This is a genomic window from Kitasatospora sp. NPDC096140, from assembly GCF_040303045.1.
Taxonomy (GTDB): domain Bacteria; phylum Actinomycetota; class Actinomycetes; order Streptomycetales; family Streptomycetaceae; genus Kitasatospora.
This window is the reverse complement of sequence record NZ_JBEOUW010000012.1, coordinates 185,934-204,379: the sequence shown is the minus strand read 5'-3', so window position 1 is coordinate 204,379 and position 18,446 is coordinate 185,934. Positions and strand designations below refer to the sequence as shown.

Sequence of the window (18,446 nt, the reverse complement as noted above, 5' to 3'; positions counted from 1 at the left end):
GGCCGGCGGGGGCAGTGACCGGCGGGGGCGGTGACCGGCGGGCGGTCTCAGTCCCAGGGGTCGCCTTCGGCCGTCATGTTCTCGGCGGCGCGCCGGTCGGCCTCCTCCTGGGAGATCCGTTCCTGGGCCATCCGCTCCTGCGTGTCCCTGCTCCGCTCGACGTCGTCACCGAACGCGTCCGCGGCCTCGTCGTGGGCGAGGGCGGCCCGCTGGGCGGCGCCCTCGCCGGTGGCCTCGTGGTGCGGCGGCCGGTGGAACAACCTGTCGAAGATGCCCATGACTCCTCCTCCGGAGGGGAACGTCGGACTACCGGGCTGCCCCCACTCTCACACCGTGACCGGGCCGACGCACCTCGGGCCCCGGTTGAGCCCTTGGTCCCTGGTGAACGCGCCCAACGGCCGTAGCGGGGCGGTGCGCGCCGGGCGGAGGGTGGAGCCGTCGGCCGAACTGACGCCACCGTCTGGAGCCCGCTGTGACCGTCGTACATTCCGGAAGCCACGCCCGGCGCCCCGCCGAGGACCCGCACGACGGACCGCGCCGGCGGGTCGGCCCGCTGGCCGCGCTGGACGGGCGACTGCCCGGCGCGCACGACCTGTTGCTGATGCAGTGCCCCAGCTCGCTGCGGCCCCTCGCGGGCGGCGAACTGCCGGACTGGGCGCGCGCGGTGCTGCGGGCGCACCCCTGGGTGACGGTCGGCCGGGCACCGGCCGTGGTCGGCGACCCGGCGGACCTGCCGCACCCGCAGCGCTGCACCCGGGACCCCGAGGCCGCGCCCGAACTCTGGTTCCCGGTCACCGTGCGCGGCCCGCGCCACGGGCAGCGGCTGGACGCACTGGCGCCCTGGGCGGCAGTGGCCCGGACGCTGCGGCCCGAGCAGCTGGCCGAGCGGCGCGAGCGGCTGTCCCCCGAACGGCTCACCGGGATCCCGGCGCTGGCGCTGCTGCCGGAGGTCGGCCGGCTGGTGGCGGACCACCGGATGCCCTGGGGCCCGATCGGCGCGGTCGGCTACGAACTGGGCAGCGGGGTGCCGGTGTCCGGCCCGTTGAGCCCGCTCCGGCTGGTGCTGCGCTCCCCGCAGCCGATCAGCCGGCGCGACGCGCTGCAGCTGCGGCGGGCGCTCACCAAGCTGCCGGTGCCCGTGCAGGCCGAGCTGGAGACCCGGCACGGATCGGTGCAGCTGGCCGAGTACGCGGCGGGCGTGCACACCCTCACCCTGCTGACGCCGTACGGGCCCCGGGAGGTCCACGACCCGTGGTTCCCCCGGGGCCCGTACGCCTGACCCGCTCCGGAAGAGCCGGAAAAAAGTCGCGGCCCGGTGTCAAGACGGCCGCGTCCGCTCCGACGACACGGCGTGCGGCGCCCCGCCGCACGAGGACGCGACCGGACCTGGCGAGGACACCCGTGGACCAACTGCTCAGAGTGATGAACTTCAACGTCTCCCGTGACGGCATCGGCGCCGGTGAGCATCAGAGCCTGGAGCAGCCGTTCGGCCTCGACCACCCCGAGAGGCTGTTCGCCTGGGCCGGAGCCACCGCGAGCTGGCCGATGCGCACGGATCCCGGGGGGAGCCGGGGCCTCGACGACTACTTCACCCGGGACTTCGCACGCGGCATCGGTGCCGAGATCATGGGCCGCAACAAGTTCGGGCCGCAGCGCGGGCCCTGGCAGGACCACGAGTGGCGCGGCTGGTGGGGCGACGAGCCCCCGTTCCGCACTCCGGTGTTCGTCATGACCCACCACGGGCGGCCGTCGATCACGCTCTCCGACACCGCGTTCCACTTCGTCGACGGCGACCCGGCCGCGGTCCTCGAACGGGCGCGGGCGGCGGCGGGGGGCAAGGACGTCCGGCTCGGCGGCGGCGTCACCACGATCCGGCAGTTCCTCGCGGCCGACCTCGTCGACACCCTGCACGTGGCGGTCTCACCGGTGGAGCTCGGGTCCGGCCTGAAGCTCTGGGAGTCCCCCGACGAGCTGCTCGACCGGTTCCACCTGGAGGTGGTGCCCAGCCCGAGCGGCGTCACGCACCACCTGTTCTGGCGGAGGTGACGCGGGGCCCCACCACCCGACGGCGGGTGGTGGGGCCCGTGTGCCGTGCGCGGGGAGCGCCCGTCAGCCGCTGATGCTGGCCGCGCCGGTCTCCAGGTGGCCGGTGAAGCGCTGCGACCAACTGGCGTCGGCGTCCACCGTGACGGTGAAGTCGTACCAGCCGTTGGTGTAGGCGACGGCGTTGAAGTAGTCGCTGACGTTGCCGCCGGCCGGGACCTGGTACGTCCAGGGGCCGTCCGTCCGGTAGTTGTTGGGGGCGATGGTGAAGGTCATCGGCGTGCTGCCGCTGTTGGCCAGCTTGAAGTAGACCGCGAGCTTGCCGGTGCCCGGTTCGACCGCGTACGAGGCGGTGACCGCCGCGTTCTTGCCCGCCTTGGTGGCGTCGCCCTTGAAGCGGCGCAGGAAGCGGTTGGGGCCGACCACCGTGAGGTCGTAGGGGCCGCCGCCGAAGTTGGTGCCGCAGTTGAAGAAGTCGCTGGTCCGGCCGCCCGGGTCCACCGTGTACTGCCAGGGGCCGCCGCTGCGGTAGGCGTTGGCGTACGCGGCGAAGTGCGCGGACTTGGACGCCGCGGTGCCGGTGTTCTCCATCGCGATCCAGACCTTCATCACCCCGCCCGAGCCGAACTCCAGGTGGTCCAGGTTGGCGTTCGGCTGGTACGGCAGGGCGCGGGCCGGGCGGGTGCCGGACTCCTGCAGCGGCAGCTGGTTGTTCACCGGGGCCGGGTTGGGCAGCGGGCCGCAGGCGGACAGGCCGATGGTCTGCGAGGTGTCGGGCAGCGCCGGCAGGCCGTACACCGGGTTGGCGAAGTCGAACACGCTCGTGAGGTCGCCGCAGACGCGGCGGCGCCAGTCGCTGATGTTGACGCAGTTCGCCGGGGTCCCGAGGGCGGCCGTCCAGACCTCCAGGAAGCGCAGCACCGAGGTGTGGTCGAAGGTCTCGGAGTTGACCCAGCCGCCACGGGTCCAGGGCGAGATCGCGATCAGCGGGACGCGGAAGCCGAGGCCGATGTTGGTGCCGCTGTAGAACTCGCCCGGGGTGCCGGACGGGGCGACCGGCGGCGGGACGTGGTCGAAGAAGCCGTCGTTCTCGTCGTAGTTGATGAACAGGATGGTGGAGTCGGAGACGTTCGGGTCCGCGTTGAGCGCGTCGATCACCATGTGGACGAAGTGCGCGCCGTCGGCCGGGGTGGCGTACGGGTGCTCGGAGGAGGCCTGGTCGGGGACGATCCAGGAGACCTGCGGCAGGGTGCCGGCCAGCACGTCGGCCTTGATCGCGGCGGCGATGTCGTCCGGGGTCTTCCCGGTGACCTTGGGCACCGAGCCCATGCCCTTGGTCGCGAGGGCGCTGCCGGCCGGGGCGCCGGAGAACTGGCTGAAGTAGGCCAACGCGTTGTCGCCGTAGTTGTCGGCGGCGTTCTGGTAGACCTTCCAGCTCACCCCGGCGGCTTCGAGGGCCTCGGCGTAGGTCTGCCAGCGCAGGCCCTTCTCGTCGCCGCCGTCATAGGCCGGGCCGCCCGCGGCGCCGGACGGGTCGATCTGGCCGGACCAGTGGAAGGTGCGGTTGGGGCCGGTCGCGCTGAGCACCGAGCAGTGGTACGCGTCGCAGACGGTCCAGTTCTCGGCCAGGGCGTAGTGGAACGGGATGTCCTGGCGGGTCAGGAAGCCGAGCGTGCGGACGTTGCCCTTGGCGGCGACCCAGGAGTCCATCTTGCCGCCGTTCCACGCCTTGTGCTGGTCGCTCCAGCCGTGGCTGAGGTCGCCGTTGCACTGGGCGAGGCGCTCGGGGTCGGCGCCGCCGGCCGGCTTGGTCTGGCTGAACTGCCACGGGTACTGGCGGGAGAGCAGGCCGTTGGGCTGGTTGAAGACGCTGTAGCCGCCGGCGATCTGGATCGCGCTGCGGTCGGCGAAGCCGCGCACCCCGCGCAGCGTGCCGAAGTAGTGGTCGAAGCTGCGGTTCTCCTGCATCAGGATCACCACGTGCTGCGCGTCGGTGATGGTGCCGGTCGCGGCGAGCGCGGCGGCGGAGGCGGGGGCGCTGCCCGCGGCACCCGGGGCGGCGCCCGCGGCGCCGGTACCCGCCACGGCGAGACCGGCCGCGGCGGCGCCGGACAGCGTGACGAACTTCCTACGACTCAGCTCGGCCATCAGCCCAGCCCGTCCCTTCACTGGCGATGTTGTGTACACAAGTCGGGCTCATCGATCGCGGAGAAGTCTCCACCGCGCGGGAAGCGGGCCACCAGATGCGTGCACCAGGGTTGGCGGACTGTTCGTCGAAGGGTCACCGGCGTTCGTCCCGGCGTCACCGAGCGACGCCCGGACGAACGGGGAGCCGAGTCGGTGCGGAGGAACCGGGGTGGTCAGCGGTCCTTGACGTCGATCCCCAGCGCCTGGGCGAACTGCGGCGCCAGCTCCAGCAGCTGGGTGGAGCTGATCACCGCGCCCCGCAGCCCCTGGTGCCCGTCGGCCAGCCCGAGCCGGACGGCCCCGCGCAGGTCGGTCTTGCTCAGCGTCGCCCCGCGCAGCCGGACCTCCTCCAGCGTCGAGCCGGGGAAGGACACCGAGGTCAGCTTCGCCTCGCCGAAGTCCACGTCGCGCAGCAGGCAGTCCTCGAAGACGACGTCCCGCAGCACGGCCGACCGCAGGTTGACCGCCTCCAGCTTGCAGCCTCGGAAGACCACCCGGCGCAGCGCCGAACCGTACCCGGCGACCCCGGCCAGCACGCCGCCGACGAACGAGCTGTCCTGCCACTCGGAGTCGCTGAGGTCGCAGGCCACCCAGCGGCCGGCCTGCACCCAGACCTCGTTGAACCGGGCCTGGCGCAGCTTGACCCCGCTGAGCGCGACGCCGGTGAAGGCGCATTCCAGGAAGGCCGCCCCGGCGACCGACTCGTCGGTGTGCTCGCCGCCGTCGAAGTGCACGGTGTCGTACCGCTCGTCGCTGCGCAGCGGCCCGGTGTGCGGGCGCAGCAGTTCGGCGTACGGGAGGTCGTCGAGCCGGTCGGGGACGGAGCGGGTCATGGCGGCACCTTGCGATCGGGGGCGGAGGGGTCTCGCCCGCATGCTCGCACGCGGCACCGACAGTCCCGCCGCCACACGCCACCGCGGCCACCGCCGCCGTCAGTGGCAGCGGCGGCAGCGGGACGCGCGACGCCCCGGGCCGGCCGCAGCGGTGTGCGGCCGGCCCGGGGGTGTCCGGTGGATCAGCCGCGCGCCCAGAGGGAGTTGACGCGGCTGCGCTCGGTGCTGTTCGGGTAGGGGTTGGTGCAGGAGGTGCCGGGGCCGCCGCCCGACATCAGCTCGCTGCACGGGCCGGAGTAGTGGTCCGGCAGGCCGAGCACGTGCCCGGTCTCGTGGGCGGTCACCCGCACCGAGTTGTACTGCCGGTTCTGCTGGTAGTCGAGGAAGACGTAGCCGCGCCCGTGCCCGTCGGTGCTGGCGTAGGAGCCCCGGCTGTCGTTGCCCTCGTAGTAGCGGAAGTCGGCGGCCGAGCCGGACCGCAGCTGGACGTTGCTGACCGAGCTGTTCCAGATCTGCGCGGCCTGGGATATCTGGTTGCGGAAGGACGGGGCCGAGCTGGCGTCGTAGGTCACCACGACGGTCGCCAGGCCCGGGTTGGCGGCCTGCTTGGCCTTCGCGGAGGCCATCACGGCCTGGAAGAAGGCCTGGTTGTCCGCGGCCTCGGCGGCCGAACCGGCGTACGTCGAGGCGGTGTAGCCCTGCGTGGCCGGGGCGGCCGGGGCGGCGGCCGCGGCGGTGGCGGGCAGCACGGCGAGGCCGGCCGCGAGGGCCAGGCCGAGGGTGGCGGACAGCACGGATCGCTTCATGTGGGGGTCTCCGGTTCCTGTGGTGTCGTGGCCGGTTGGGGGCCGGCCCTGGGGGACACCTGGTCAACGGGTGATGTCCCCAGAGCTTCGGACAGCCCGGCGGGCGCGCGGATGATGTCAACCCGCGATAGCTCGGTGCAATACCCCTGGGGCACGGCCGATTTGAGCCGTCTTTCCCTCGTCTTGACCCAACCGTGCCCCTGGCATTCCGTTCCGGTGGCGGCTAGGCTCCGAGGCGGGGAAGTACCCGGAGCGGCGGGCCGCTTGATTCCGGCCGAGCGGCCCGCCGCGCCCGAACTCCCCTACCGGGCCGCCTTGTTCGCCGCCGCAAGACCGTTCGCCCAGAGGTCGTCGACCTGGCTGCGCTCGTTGCCGTCGGGGTAGGGGTTGGTGCAGGACGGGCCGGGGCCGCCGCCCGACATCAGCTCGCTGCACGGGCCGGAGTAGTCGTCGGGCAGGCCGAGCACGTGCCCGGTCTCGTGGGCGGTCACCCGCAGCGAGTCGTACTCCTGGTTCTGCTGGTAGTCGAGGAAGACGTAGCCGTGGCCGTGGCCGTCGGTGCTGGCGTAGGAGCCCCGGCTGTCGCTGCCCTCGTAGTAGGAGAAGTCGCCGTTGCCGCCGGTCTCCTGGAGCTGCACGTTGCGCACCGAGCCGTTCCAGATCCGTGCGGCGCCGGCTATCTGGTCGGCGAAGGAGGGCGCGTTGGCGGTGTCGTAGGTGACGGTGACGGTCCGCAGCCAGGGGTTCGCGGCCCGCTTGGCCTCGACCGAGGCCACCACGGCCCGGAAGAAGGCCCGGTTGTTCGCGGCCTCCGCGGCCGAACCGGCGTACGTGGCCGGGGTGTAGCCCTGGACGGCCGGGGCAGCGGGTGCGGCCGACGCGGCGACGGCGGCGGCGGGCAGGGTCGCGAGGCCGGCCGCGAGGGCGAGGCCCAGGGCGGCGGACAGCACGGATCGCTTCATGTGGGGGCTCCGGGTTCGCGGCGCGCCGCCCCGCCGGGACCGGTGGGGGCCGGGCACGGCGGCGGCGCGCGGTGGGGGACCGCCGGGGCGGTGGCCGCGGCGGGTTGCTGCCCCCGAGCTTCGGACAGCCCGGGCCCGGCGCGGATGATGTCAACCGGCGATAGCACCGCCGCATACCGGCAGGGCCCCGTCACACGTTCCGTCGAGGCACCTTTGACTGCCTGTCATGTCCTTGGCGATCTGGCGCGGAGGCGTCTATGCTCCGGAACGTGGAGCTCGACGTGAGACACCTCCGGGTGCTGTGCGCGATCGCCGACAGCGGCAGCCTCCGCAAGGCCGCGCTCCAGCTCGGCATGACCCAGCCCTCCCTCACCACCCAGCTGCACCGCATCGAACGGGCCATCGGCGGAACCCTGTTCACCCGCGAGCAGACCGGCAGCAGGCCCACCCCGCTCGGCCACTCGGTGCTCTCCCGGGCCAGGCCGGTGATCACCGAGATGGCCGCGCTGGTGGCCGCCGCCCGCCAGGAGGCCCGCGACGCGACGGGGTCCGGCCGGCACCGGCGACTGCGCATCGGCAGCGTCGGCAGCCGCGCGGTCGCGGCCTGGCTGCGCCGGGTGCACGAGCGGCTGCCGGACACCGACACCACGATCCACGTCGACGTCTCGGCCAGCGCGCTGCTGCGGATGGTCGCCGCCGACCAGCTGGACGTGGCCTTCGTGCACGAGAGCGAGGGCTTCCCACTGCGGGTGCCGCCGGACGCCGAGCAGCGGGTGCTGATGGCGCGCGAGCCGCAGTACGTCGAGCTCGCCGCGGGGCACCCGGCCGCGGCCCGCCAGGTCGTCCGCCTCACCGACCTCGCCGAGGACACCTGGATGGTCGACCCGACCGCCGACCACGAGTACGCGGCGATGCGCCGGGTGTTCAGCGGGGCCGGGCTCAACCCCCGCGTGCTGCAGGTGCGGGACAACGCCACCGCCGCCGAGCTGGTCGCCTCCGGCGAGGCCGTCCGCCCCTGTCAGCCGACCTCCCCACCGGGGCCCGGCACGGTCGTCCGCCCGGTGCACGGGGACCCGTTGGCCGTCCGGCTGCTGTTCACCTGGCGTCCGCGCGCGCTGAGCCCGCCCGCGCTGGACGCGCTGTACGGCGAACTGCGCGCCGCCTACCTGGACCTGGCCAAGGTCAACCCGGCCTACCTGGCCTGGCTGTCGCGGCACGAACCCGTCCTGCTGGGGCGGAGCTAGGACACGCCCGCGGCGGAGCCGGGACGCCCCCGGGTCCGGGCCGGGATTCCGCCGCGGCGGGGTCAGGACACGCCGGCGATCCTGCTCTCCCGGCCGTGGATCAGCACGCCCGCCGCCACCATCAGCGCGCAGACCAGGCCCGCCGCGAGCACTCCCGGGCCGCCGAACGCGGTGCAGGCCAGCACCAGCGCGGCCCCGACCGGCGCCACCGCCTGGGCGACCGCGCCGCGCTTGGTGTGCCGGGAGTGCAGGAACCAGACCGTGACCAGGTAGACCGCGGTGGGCACGGTGACCGTCGCGGTCGCGGCGGTGTCGGAGATCTCCGCCTTGTGCACCGCCGACTCCACCGCCACCTCCAGCCCGGCACCGATCGCCGCCGCCGAGGCGAACACCACGTAGTGCCCGTAACCCCAGGCGAAGGCCTGCCGGTTGGAACGCAGGTGCTCGTGGACGGGCCGGGCGAAGTAGATCCACCAGGCGGCGAAGCAGATCAGCAGGCCGCCGGCCGCCACCGGCACCAGCCGGCCCAGCTCCTCGTGCTCGTCCACCGCCGACTGGACCGCGACGGTCGCCGCCGCGACCGTCTCGCCGAGCACGATGAGGGTGAACAGCCCGTACCGCTCGGAGATGTGGTGCGGGTGCCAGGAGGTCTGCATCCGCAGCTCCGCGATCACCGGGACCGCCAGCTCGCACAGCACGCCGATCGGGATGACGTACGGGCGGACGTCCTGCGGCAGGAACACCACCACCACCCAGCCGATCTGGCAGATCGTGATCCCCACCGCGTACCGCAGCGCGACCCGGCGGGCCTCCCCCTGCTCGCCGGCCGCCGCGCGCAGCCACTGCGTGACCATCGCGAGGCGCATCACCACGTACCCGGTGATCGCCAGGGTCAGGTCCTGAGTGGCGAACAGCCGCGGCACCCCGGCGGCGAGGATCAGCACCCCGGCGATCTGGACCAGTGTGGTGATCCGGTACGGCACGTCGTCGCAGTCGTACGCCGAGGCGAACCAGGTGAAGTTCATCCAGGCCCACCAGATCGCGAAGAAGGCGAGGGTGTAACCGCGCAGGCCGTCGCCGTAGTGCCCGGCCGCGAGGTAGTGGGCCAGTTCGCGCCCGGCCTGGCCGACCGCGACCACGAAGCAGAGGTCGAAGAAGAGCTCCAGCGGGGTGGCGACCCGGTGCGGCTCGTGGCGGTCGCGCGGGACCATCCGGCGCACCGGCGGCGGGTCGACGTGGTGCGCGCGGGGTGCCGGGGCGGCGGGATCACTGGCCATCGGGGCTGCTCCGGGGTCGGGAGGGGCGGATCGTCCCCGCGCATCCTGACAGCGCCCCGGGCCCGGCGCACGCACCGGCACGGCGCGTGCGCCGGGTGGTGCGCCCCTGCCGGGACCCGCCGCACCCCGTCGGCGAAGAACCCGAATGTCCCTTTCTTCCCTTGCCGTCAGCCGTAGTTGACGCACCGGTGCGCGAAGTGGGTGACAGCTCGGCGGGTTTCCGGACGCGCCCCGCGTGATGCACCGCGAGGGGCCGGGGCGCCGCTAGATTCATCCCCGGTCGGAAGAGCGCGGGCCCTGCGGGGCCCATGAGACGGGCGGTCTGCGGGCAACGCGGAAGGTCAAGGCGGGTGGCGGGACAGCGGGGGCGGCAGAGCCGACCTTCCCGTGTCCGCACCACCGGCCTCGTGATCACCGCGCTGCTCGCCAGCGCCTGCCGTGCGGCCCGCGTCGCCGTGTCCGCGGCGGCTACTTCTCCCAGCCGACCTTGCTGTAGTCCTCCGCCGCGAGACCGAACGCGCCGTAGTTGGCGAGGCCCTTGCGCGCCGCCACGACCGTGGGCCGCTGGTAGAGCTCGACGGTGTGGCCGAGCTCCCAGATCTTCGCGTCCGCCTGGTTGTAGAGCTTCGCGGCCTCCACCGGGTCGACCGTCCCGGCCGCCTTCTTCAGCAGGCCGTCGATCTCCGGGGTGCCCAGCCGGGAGGGGTTGCTGAAGGTGTTGTCGCCCACCGGCAGCCGGAAGTTGGCCAGGCTCTTGGAGTCGGGGAAGGAGTCGGTGTTGCGCCAGCTCGCGATGTCGAACTTGCCCGGGGTGACGTACTTGGCGAAGTAGTCGTTGGCGGCCACCTTGTCCAGGTCGACCTTGACCCCGACCGTCTGCCACATCGCCGCCGCCGCGGTGGCGAGGTCGAGCTGGGCCTGGGTGGAGCCGTCGCTGAGCACCCAGTGCAGCTCCAGCGACTGCCCGTCCTTGGTGCGCGGGCCGCCGCCGGACTCCTTCCAACCGGCCTCGTCCAGCAGCTTCTTGGCCGCGACCTGGTCGAACTTCGCCCAGTCGCCGGAGTTGTCCTGGTAGCCGGTCTGGTTGGGCATGATGATGTGGTTGCCGAGCGGCTTGAACTCCACCGGCACCCCGTTGTTGGCGATCTTGATCAGCGCCGAGCGGTCGATGGCCCTGCCGAGCGCCTGGCGGACCCTCTGGTCCGCCAGCGCGCCGGTGCCGCCGAAGGAGATGTGCACCTCGTCCCACGGGCTGGCGGCCCGGATCACGGTGTCCTTGGCGCCCTTGAGCTGGCCGTACGCGGTGGCCGTGCCGGCCGAGGCGAAGTCGATCTCGTTGTTGAGGTACGCCTGGATGCTCGCCGACTTGTCCATCACCCGGAAGGTGATCTTGTCGAGCTTGGCCCGGGTGCCCCACCAGGCCGGGTCCGGGACGAGGCTGATGGTCTGCGCGGTCTTGTCCGCCACGCCGATCTTCAGCGGGCCCGCGGTGATCGGGATCTTCTCCACCCAGCCCTTGTTGAAGTCGTCCGGGGTGGCGATGCCGGCCGCCGGCACCAGCGGACGGAACAGGTTCTGCCAGTCCGCGTACGGCTCCGAGAAGGTGACCTTCACCTCGGACGGGTCGGCGCCCTGCTCGACAGCGGAGATCAGCTCGTAGCCGGACGGGTCGTAGCCGTTGTACGCCGGGTCCTTGCCGTTGCTCGCCTGCCAGTCGGCCTTGAAGTCCAGGTAGCTCAGCGGCTTGCCGTCCGACCACTTGGCCTTGGGGTTGAGCTTGTAGGTGATCACCTGCGGCGAGGTCGAGGTGACCTTGGCCTCCACCAGGTAGTTCGGGTTCGCCTGGAAGGCCCCGGAGGCGTCGGTGCCGAAGAGCGTCGGCTCCAGGGCCCGGATCAGGTCCACCGTGTCGGTGTACGAGCCGCCGTCCACCTGCAGCGGGTTCCACTGGCTGATCCACTGGTCCAGCGCGAAGCGCACCTCGCCGCCGTCCTTGATCTGGTCCAGCGGCTTGGCGTTGATGTCCTGGGAGTCCTGCCTCGGCGGCTCGCTCTTGGCCACGTCGCCGGACGAGCCGCCCCCGCCCGAGGTGCACGCGGTGACCGCGAGCGCGACGGCGACGGCCGCGGCGGCCGCCCGGCCGAGACGGCGGGCCGTGGTGGAAGCGTCCATGGGGGTCCCCCTGGTGGCGTGGGTCGGAACGTGAATCGGGCGCGAGAGGCATGACTGGGCTTGAGCGTGGGCACTCAATCCGGCATCGAGCCAGAGGAACGTAACAGCGGATCAGATCCGCCACCAGGGGGAGGAACGCACGCCTGATCCAAACGTCACGGGGGGCAACACCGCCGCAACACCGCCGCCGTCCCCGAATGCTTCACTCTGACCTGCGGTTTCCCAACTGCCGCTCCGAATACGCCACCTGACGGCCCGACCGGGCCCCGACCGAAGGCCGAGACCCGATGCCCACCAGACGCGTCGGCCCCGCCCCCACCCCGGGCGGCCGCTGATGCTCCGCTACCTGGCGAAGCGGCTGAGCTACTACGCGGTGCTGCTGATCGCCGCCGTCTTCCTGGCGTACGCGATCTCCGCGACGGCCCTGCAGCCGCGCGCCTACTTCGACGCCAAGGTCCCCCGCCCGTCCGCCGCATCGGTCGAACGCCAGCTCACCGCCCTCAACCTGAACGACCGCACCCCGGTGCTCGACCGCTTCGGCCACTGGGCCGGCGGGCTGCTGCACGGCGACCTCGGCCGGACCATCCACGACACCCCGGTCACCGACGACTTCGGCCGCCGGGTCTGGGTGTCCCTGCGGCTGCTGCTGATCGGCAGCCTGCTCGGCATCCTCCTCGGCATCGCCGCCGGGGCGTGGAGCGCCGTCCGCCAGTACCGGATCTCCGACCGGCTGCTGACCGTGCTGTCCTTCGTCCTGCTCTCCACACCGGTCTTCCTGGTCGCGCTGTTCCTCAAGAACGGCGCGATCGCCGCCAAGGACGCCGCCGGCCACGAGGTGATCCCGTTCACCGGCTACGAGACCCCCGGGCTCACCGGCGGCCTCGGCGCCCACCTGTCCGACTGGGCGCTGCACCTGCTGCTGCCCACCATCTCGCTGGCCCTCGGCGGCCTCGCCACCTACAGCCGCTACCAGCGCGGCACCATGCTCGACGTGCTCGGCTCCGACTACCTGCGCACCGCCGAGGCCAAGGGCCTCACCCGCGGACGGGCGCTGCTGAAGCACGGGCTGCGCACCGCCGTGATCCCGATGTCGACCATGTTCGCGTACAGCTTCCTGGGCATCTTCACCGGCGCGATCTTCACCGAGACGATCTTCGGCTGGCACGGCATGGGCGAGTGGCTGATCCAGTCGATCAACGAACAGGACGTCAACTCGGTGGTGGCGATCAACCTGTTCACCGCGGTCGTCGTCCTCGTCTCCGGTTTCCTCGCCGACACCCTGCACGCCGCCCTCGACCCGCGCGTGCGGTCCTGACCGGAGGAAACCCGAGATGACCACCCTCTCCGCCCAGCCGGCCGAACCCACCGGGCCCGCCGGGCCGACCGGACTCCCGCTGTCCGCCGGCACCCCCCGGGCCGCCGGCCGCGGCCGGCTCGTCCTGGCCCGGCTGCTCGCCGCGCGCGGGGCGCTCGTCGGAGCCGCCGTCGTCCTGCTGCTGTTCGCGCTCGCCTTCGGCGGGCCGTTCCTCACGCCCTGGGACTACGCCACCCCCGACTTCTCCGCGCTGCACCAACCCCCGTCCGCCGAGCACTGGTTCGGCACCAACGGGGTCGGCCAGGACGTGTTCGCGCAGACCCTCCGCGGGCTGCAGAAGTCGCTCGTCATCGGCCTGCTGGTGGCGCTCCTGTCCACCGTGCTGGCCTCCGTGGTCGGCGCCTGCGCCGGCTACTTCGGCGGCTGGGCGGACCGGGCGCTGATGTTCCTGGTCGACCTGCTGCTGGTCTTCCCCGCCTTCCTGATCATCACCATCGTCTCGTCGCGGCTGAAGAGCGCCGGCTGGATCGCCTTCGTCCTGCTGCTCGCGCTGTTCAACTGGATGATCACCGCCCGGGTGGTCCGCTCGATGACCATCTCCCTGCGCGAGCGCGAATTCGTCCGCGCCGCACGGTTCATGGGCGTACGGCCGCTGCGGATCATCAGCCGGCACATCCTGCCGAACGTCGCCTCCTTCCTCATCATCGACGCCACCATCGCGGTCGGCGGCGCCGTGATGAGCGAGACCGCCCTCTCCTACTTCGGCTTCGGCGTCAAGGCGCCGGACGTCTCCCTCGGCACCCTGCTCGCCGCCGGGACCAGCGAGGCGCCGGTGTTCCCCTGGCTGTTCTACTTCGCCGCCGGGCTGCTGGTGCTGTTCGTGCTCGCCGTCAACCTGGTCGGGGACGGGCTGCGCGACGCCCTCGACCCCACCTCCGGGGCCGCGCCCCGCCGTTCCCGCCGCCGCGGCCGCCCACCGCGGCCCGACCGCTCCCGCCGTTCCGCCGGCGGTCCGCTCGGCAGCAGCCGTTCCGACAGCCGTAGGAAGCGCCCGTGACCACCACCGTCGAAACCCCGCTGCTCGCCGTCCGGGACCTGCGGGTGGACTTCGCCGGGCCGCACGGCCCGGTCCCCGCCGTCCGCGGGGTGGACCTCACGCTGCGGCGCGGCGAGACCCTCGGCATCGTCGGCGAGTCCGGCTCCGGCAAGTCCGTCACCGCACTGTCCGTACTCGGCCTGCTGCCCGGGACGGCACGGGTCAGCGGATCGGTGCGACTGGACGGACGGGAGCTGGTCGGACTGCCCGGCAAGGAGCTGGCGGCGATCCGGGGCCGCCGGGTCGCGATGGTCTTCCAGGACCCGCTCTCCGCCTTCACCCCGGTCTACCGGATCGGCGACCAGATCGCCGAGGCGGTCCGCGTCCACCAGCGGGTGGACAAGGCCACGGCACGGCGCCGGGCCGCCGAACTCCTCGACCTGGTCGGCATCCCGGCGCCCGACCGGGCCCTGGACAGCTTCCCGCACGAGTTCTCCGGCGGCATGCGCCAGCGCGCGATGATCGCCATGGCCGTCGCCAACGAGCCCGACATCCTGCTCGCCGACGAACCCACCACCGCGCTCGACGTCACCATCCAGGCCCAGGTGCTGGACGTGCTGCGCACCGCCCGCCGGGAGACCGGCGCCGCGCTCGTCCTGGTCAGCCACGACCTCGGGGTGATCGCCGGAACGGCCGACCGGGTCGCGGTGATGTACGCGGGGCGGGTGGTCGAGACGGCCGGCGTGGACGAGCTGTTCGCGGCCCCGCACCACCCGTACTCGCTCGGGCTGATCGGCGCGCTGCCCCGGCTGGACGGGCGCGGCGGTCCGCTGGTGCCGATCCCCGGCGCTCCCGCGCCGATGGCCGAGCTGCCGCCGGGCTGTCCGTTCGCGGCGCGCTGTCCGCTGGCGGAGGAGCGCTGCTCGGTGTCGGAGCCGGTCCTGGAGGGCCCGGACGACCACCTGTCGGCGTGTGTGCGGTCGGCAGAACTCGCCGAGCGGCGGCCCGCGCCGGCCGAGGTCTACCCCTTACCGGAGCTGCCGGCCGCCTCCGCTCCCGGGGACCGCGCCGACCTGGCGCCGGTGCTGGCGGTGAGCGGCCTCGGAAAAACGTTTCCGCTCCTCAAGGGCACGGTGTTCAAGCGCAAGGTCGGCGAGGTCTACGCGGTGGACGGCGTCGACCTCGACCTGCGCGAGGGCGAGACCCTCGGCCTGGTCGGGGAGTCCGGCTCCGGCAAGTCCACCACGCTGTTCGAACTGCTGCGGCTCGGCGCCCCGGAGACCGGCCGGATCGAACTGCTCGGCCACGACACCGCGAAGCTCACCCGGGCCGAGGCCCACCGGCTCCGGGGCGAACTGCAGATCGTCTTCCAGGACCCGATGGCGAGCCTCGACCCCCGGATGCCGATCGGCGACATCATCGCGGAACCCCTGCTCGCCCAGCGCTCCCCCCGCGCGGAGATCGCCCGCCGGGTGCCCGAACTGCTCCGCCAGGTCGGCCTCGACCCCGACCACGCCGTCCGCTACCCGCACCAGTTCTCCGGCGGCCAGCGTCAGCGCGTCTCGATCGCCCGGGCACTCGCCGTCCGCCCCAGGCTGCTGGTGCTGGACGAACCGGTCTCCGCGCTGGACGTCTCCATCCAGGCCGGGGTGCTCAACCTACTGCAGGCGCTCAAGGCCGAACTCGGGCTCTCCTACCTGTTCGTCTCGCACGACCTCTCGGTGATCAGGCACCTCGCCGACCGGGTCAGCGTGATGTACCTCGGCCGGACGGTCGAACAGGGCGAGGTCTCCGCCGTCTTCGACCGCCCCCGCCACCCGTACACCCGCGCCCTGCTCTCCGCCGTCCCGTTCCCCGACCCCGCCGCGGAACGCGCCCGCGACCGCATCCTGCTCGCCGGCGACCCGCCCTCCCCCACCGAGCGCCGCACCGGCTGCCCTTTCCGCACCCGCTGCCCGCGCTACACCGCGCTCACCACCCCGGCCGACCGGACCCGCTGCGAGCAGGAACGGCCCGCCCTGACCGGCGGCCCGCCGGGCACGGACCACCAGGCGGCCTGCCACCACCCGGAGGGGCCGCCCGCGGACGGTCACGCCAAGTGACCACCCGCGCACGATTCGGTGGATCGGGCCCGCGCCGTGTAATGTCTTCGACGTCAGCAAGCGCCGCTAGCTCAGTTGGTTAGAGCAGCTGACTCTTAATCAGCGGGTCCGGGGTTCGAGTCCCTGGCGGCGCACATGGCAAGGTCTCAGGCCGCTCACTTCGGTGGGCGGCCTGATTCGTTTCCGAGTGGGGTACGGCTGTTCCCGTGACGCCTTCCGATTCCCGTCCTCTCCCCGAGGAACTGTTACTGCTGTGCGCCCACCCGGACCACGGGCGCTTCCGGGCCCCGGTCAGCGAGTTCCACCACGCGGTCGCCCTGATCGGCGTCAGCGGCCTGGAACACCGCCTCTACCCCGGGCGGCCAGGCGCCCCGATCAGACGCGCCGTACGGAAACCGGCCCGGGACCTGCCCATACCGCAGGCGGTCCGGCGGGTCGGCTCCAGCGACTGAGCCCGGAGCGGGGCCCGGTCCTCCGGCGGCCCGCTCGGCCCCGGTCGATTCCTCTTGCCGGTGCCCCGGCCGGCCCTCCGGCGGCTTCCCGTCGGAGTGCCGGTCCGCACGTCAGCGGGTGTCGAGCACGGCCGAGGCCACCGCGTCCGGGCGGTCGAACATCACCAGGTGCCCGGCCGGGGCCGTGGTGCGGAAGTCGGCGCCGAGCAGTGCAGCGAGTTCCCGCTGCTCGGCCAGCCAGGCCTCGGTCCGGCGGTTCCGGCAGCCGTCGTCGGCGGCCAGCACGGTGATCGGCAGGTCCTCCGGCAGCGGCCGGGTGCGGCGCAGCCCGTCCAGCTCGGCCGCCGTGTCCAGGTAGCGCGCGTTCTCCCGCAGCAGCGCGCGCAGCGCCCGGCCGGTGCGGTAGCAGTGCCGGACCAGCGGTTCCGGGGCGAGGTCCTCGCGCCGGACGGTGGACAGCCGGGCCACCGTCCGGCGGACGGTCGGGCCCAGCAGGTAGGGCACGGCGAGGGCGGTGGCGGCGCCGGCCACCGCCCGGGCCGCCAGGTCTCGGGCGGCGGGCGCCGGGTACGGCCGGGCCGCCGGTTCGACGCTGCCGTCGACCAGGACCAGCCCGGCGGTCCGCTCGGGGTGCAGCCGGGCGAAGGCCTCGACGTGGAAGCCGGCGAGCGAGTGGCCGACGACGGTGCAGGGCTCCCGCAGCCCGAGGCCGTCCAGCACCGCCAGGATCCGCCCGGCCTCGCCGGCCGCCGTCGGAGCGGGCCGACCGGTGGCGGGCTCGCCGGCACTCAGCCCGTAACCGGGGCGGTCGTAGCGGACCACGGTGCGGTAGGGGGTGAGGAACGGGACGACGAGGTCCCAGTCGAACCAGCTGCTGCCGAGGCCACCGCTGAGCAAGCAGACCGGGCCGCTGCCCTCGGTGCGGACGTGCAGCGGCACGCCGTCGATGCGCAGGAAGCGCGCCCGGGTGCCGGGGCCACTCGGACGGCCGGGGCCGCCGGGGCCGCTCTGGCCGCCGGGATCGCTCGGACCGCCGGGGCCGCCAGGGGTTCGGGGGCCGCCGGGCTGTCGGGGGTCGCCGGGTCCGGTCATGCCGGCCTCCGTGCCGGGAGCGGCCGGGCCGGGTCGTGCCGCTCCGGCCGGTCCCGCCGGGCGGACCGGGCGACGCCCACGGCCAGGACGGCCAGCCAGAGCGCGACCAGCAGCACCTGCAGCCGCTGGCCGGCCCCGAGCGCCCAGGTGCCGCGCCCGGCCTGGAAGGCGGCGATCGCGGCGAGGCTCCAGCCGGTGGCGAGCAGTTCGGCGCCCAGCAGCCAGGGCCCGATCCGGCCCACCGGCGGCCACCAGCCGTGACGACGGGCGGCGACGGTGAGCGCGACCAGTGCGGTGAGCGCGCCGAGCACCGCGAGGCTGCTGGTGACGGCGTGCGCGGTGTGGGTCGCGGGGACGAGCCCGGCGGTCTCGCGGGCGGCGCACATCTCGTCGCTGGTCGGGGTGCAGCTGAGCGGCAGCCGGGAGTCGGCGGCGGTCGCGGCGCCGAAGACGGCCAGAGCGGACCAGCCGACGAGCGCCCAGCGGCGGCGCCGGGAGCCCCCGGTCCGCCCGGTAGCCCGCCCGGCCGTCCGTCCGGTGGTCTCCCCGGTGGCCTCCCCGGAGGCCTCCCCGGGGGCCTTCTCCTCGGCCGTCCCGCTCGCGAGTCCGTTCGCGAGGGCGGTACCGGCGGCGGCGAGCAGGCAGAGCCCGGCGACCAGGTCGGTGGCCCGGAACAGGCCGCCCAGCGGCTGGTCCTCGGCGGCGAGTTCGCTGATGTACGCCTGCACCGGGTCGAGACCGGTGCTCAGCACGACCTCCAGCACCCAGGCGGTGTACGCCACGGCACTGAGCAGCAGCAGGACGGCGACCGTCGTCCGCCCGGCACGGTGTCCTGGCTGGGGGCTGGGCACGGTTCCACCCTAACCAGCGGCGAACTCCAACCCAACCCGGAGGAAACGGACGGTTCGGACGGCTGCCACCGAAA

Annotated in this window: 16 protein-coding genes and 1 tRNA gene; 8 read left to right on the top strand and 9 right to left on the bottom strand. The window is 73.5% G+C overall.

The genetic code is table 11. From position 1 onward, the window contains the following. Positions 1-47: 47 nt before the first annotated feature. Positions 48-278: a hypothetical protein gene (locus ABT048_RS15625; protein WP_350521901.1), complete on the bottom strand. Its 231-nt coding sequence runs from the start codon at positions 276-278 to the stop codon at positions 48-50. Positions 279-472: 194 nt separating this feature from the next. Here ABT048_RS15625 and ABT048_RS15620 point away from each other — a divergent pair, with 194 nt between their 5' ends. Together ABT048_RS15620 and ABT048_RS15615 are read left to right on the top strand one after the other, a co-directional pair. Beyond that, on the top strand, positions 473-1,279 hold the full coding sequence (locus ABT048_RS15620; RefSeq protein ID WP_350521900.1) for a phosphoribosyl-dephospho-CoA transferase MdcG domain-containing protein: 807 nt from the start codon (positions 473-475) through the stop codon (positions 1,277-1,279). A gap of 122 nt (positions 1,280-1,401) precedes the next feature. Next, positions 1,402-2,046, top strand: a complete 645-nt coding sequence (locus ABT048_RS15615) for a dihydrofolate reductase family protein (RefSeq protein WP_350521899.1) — start codon at positions 1,402-1,404, stop codon at positions 2,044-2,046. A gap of 63 nt (positions 2,047-2,109) precedes the next feature. Here the strand turns inward: ABT048_RS15615 and ABT048_RS15610 are convergent, their stop codons facing one another. The 4 genes from ABT048_RS15610 to snpA (ABT048_RS15595) form a co-directional block, all read right to left on the bottom strand. Next, entirely contained in the window at positions 2,110-4,191 is a 2,082-nt protein-coding gene (locus ABT048_RS15610; protein ID WP_350521898.1) for a phosphocholine-specific phospholipase C, read from the bottom strand. A 212-nt stretch (positions 4,192-4,403) separates the two neighbouring features. Then, positions 4,404-5,063 (bottom strand): pentapeptide repeat-containing protein, encoded by a 660-nt coding sequence (locus ABT048_RS15605; RefSeq protein WP_350521897.1) that lies wholly within the window; start codon positions 5,061-5,063, stop codon positions 4,404-4,406. Between the two features lie 182 nt (positions 5,064-5,245). Beyond that, entirely contained in the window at positions 5,246-5,869 is a 624-nt protein-coding gene (gene snpA / locus ABT048_RS15600) for a snapalysin (protein ID WP_350521896.1), read from the bottom strand. Positions 5,870-6,171: 302 nt separating this feature from the next. Then, the gene (gene snpA, locus ABT048_RS15595) at positions 6,172-6,831 is read right to left on the bottom strand and encodes a snapalysin (protein ID WP_350521895.1); all 660 of its coding nucleotides are present in this window, start codon (positions 6,829-6,831) and stop codon (positions 6,172-6,174) included. A gap of 269 nt (positions 6,832-7,100) precedes the next feature. On the opposite strand from snpA (ABT048_RS15595), the gene ABT048_RS15590 reads away from it, so the two are divergent. Then, positions 7,101-8,075, top strand: a complete 975-nt coding sequence (locus ABT048_RS15590) for a LysR family transcriptional regulator (RefSeq protein ID WP_350521894.1) — start codon at positions 7,101-7,103, stop codon at positions 8,073-8,075. A 62-nt stretch (positions 8,076-8,137) separates the two neighbouring features. Here the strand turns inward: ABT048_RS15590 and ABT048_RS15585 are convergent, their stop codons facing one another. After that, positions 8,138-9,352: a low temperature requirement protein A gene (locus ABT048_RS15585; RefSeq protein WP_350521893.1), complete on the bottom strand. Its 1,215-nt coding sequence runs from the start codon at positions 9,350-9,352 to the stop codon at positions 8,138-8,140. Between the two features lie 468 nt (positions 9,353-9,820). Beyond that, positions 9,821-11,524, bottom strand: a complete 1,704-nt coding sequence (locus tag ABT048_RS15580; RefSeq protein ID WP_350521892.1) for an ABC transporter family substrate-binding protein — start codon at positions 11,522-11,524, stop codon at positions 9,821-9,823. Between the two features lie 334 nt (positions 11,525-11,858). On the opposite strand from ABT048_RS15580, the gene ABT048_RS15575 reads away from it, so the two are divergent. The 5 genes from ABT048_RS15575 to ABT048_RS15555 all read left to right on the top strand — a co-directional run bounded on the left by ABT048_RS15575 (position 11,859) and on the right by ABT048_RS15555 (position 16,429). Beyond that, a complete protein-coding gene (locus ABT048_RS15575) occupies positions 11,859-12,839 on the top strand; it encodes an ABC transporter permease (protein WP_350521891.1) in 981 nt (326 codons plus the stop codon). A gap of 16 nt (positions 12,840-12,855) precedes the next feature. Continuing rightward, positions 12,856-13,896: an ABC transporter permease gene (locus ABT048_RS15570; RefSeq protein ID WP_350521890.1), complete on the top strand. Its 1,041-nt coding sequence runs from the start codon at positions 12,856-12,858 to the stop codon at positions 13,894-13,896. After that, positions 13,893-15,977 carry an ABC transporter ATP-binding protein gene (locus ABT048_RS15565; protein ID WP_350521889.1) on the top strand — a complete coding sequence of 695 codons (2,085 nt, stop codon included), beginning with the start codon at positions 13,893-13,895 and terminating at the stop codon, positions 15,975-15,977. The genes ABT048_RS15570 and ABT048_RS15565 overlap by 4 nt, the downstream gene beginning before the upstream one ends. Positions 15,978-16,037: 60 nt before the next feature. Next, positions 16,038-16,111: transfer RNA gene (locus tag ABT048_RS15560), tRNA-Lys, on the top strand. A 72-nt stretch (positions 16,112-16,183) separates the two neighbouring features. Then, on the top strand, positions 16,184-16,429 hold the full coding sequence (locus ABT048_RS15555; RefSeq protein WP_350521888.1) for a hypothetical protein: 246 nt from the start codon (positions 16,184-16,186) through the stop codon (positions 16,427-16,429). 111 nt (positions 16,430-16,540) lie between these two features. Here ABT048_RS15555 and ABT048_RS15550 read toward each other — a convergent pair whose 3' ends face one another. Both ABT048_RS15550 and ABT048_RS15545 read right to left on the bottom strand, forming a co-directional pair. Beyond that, on the bottom strand, positions 16,541-17,521 hold the full coding sequence (locus ABT048_RS15550; RefSeq protein WP_350521887.1) for an alpha/beta fold hydrolase: 981 nt from the start codon (positions 17,519-17,521) through the stop codon (positions 16,541-16,543). Then, a complete protein-coding gene (locus ABT048_RS15545) occupies positions 17,518-18,372 on the bottom strand; it encodes a DUF998 domain-containing protein (protein WP_350521886.1) in 855 nt (284 codons plus the stop codon). The genes ABT048_RS15550 and ABT048_RS15545 overlap by 4 nt, the downstream gene beginning before the upstream one ends. Between the last annotated feature and the right edge of the window lie 74 nt (positions 18,373-18,446).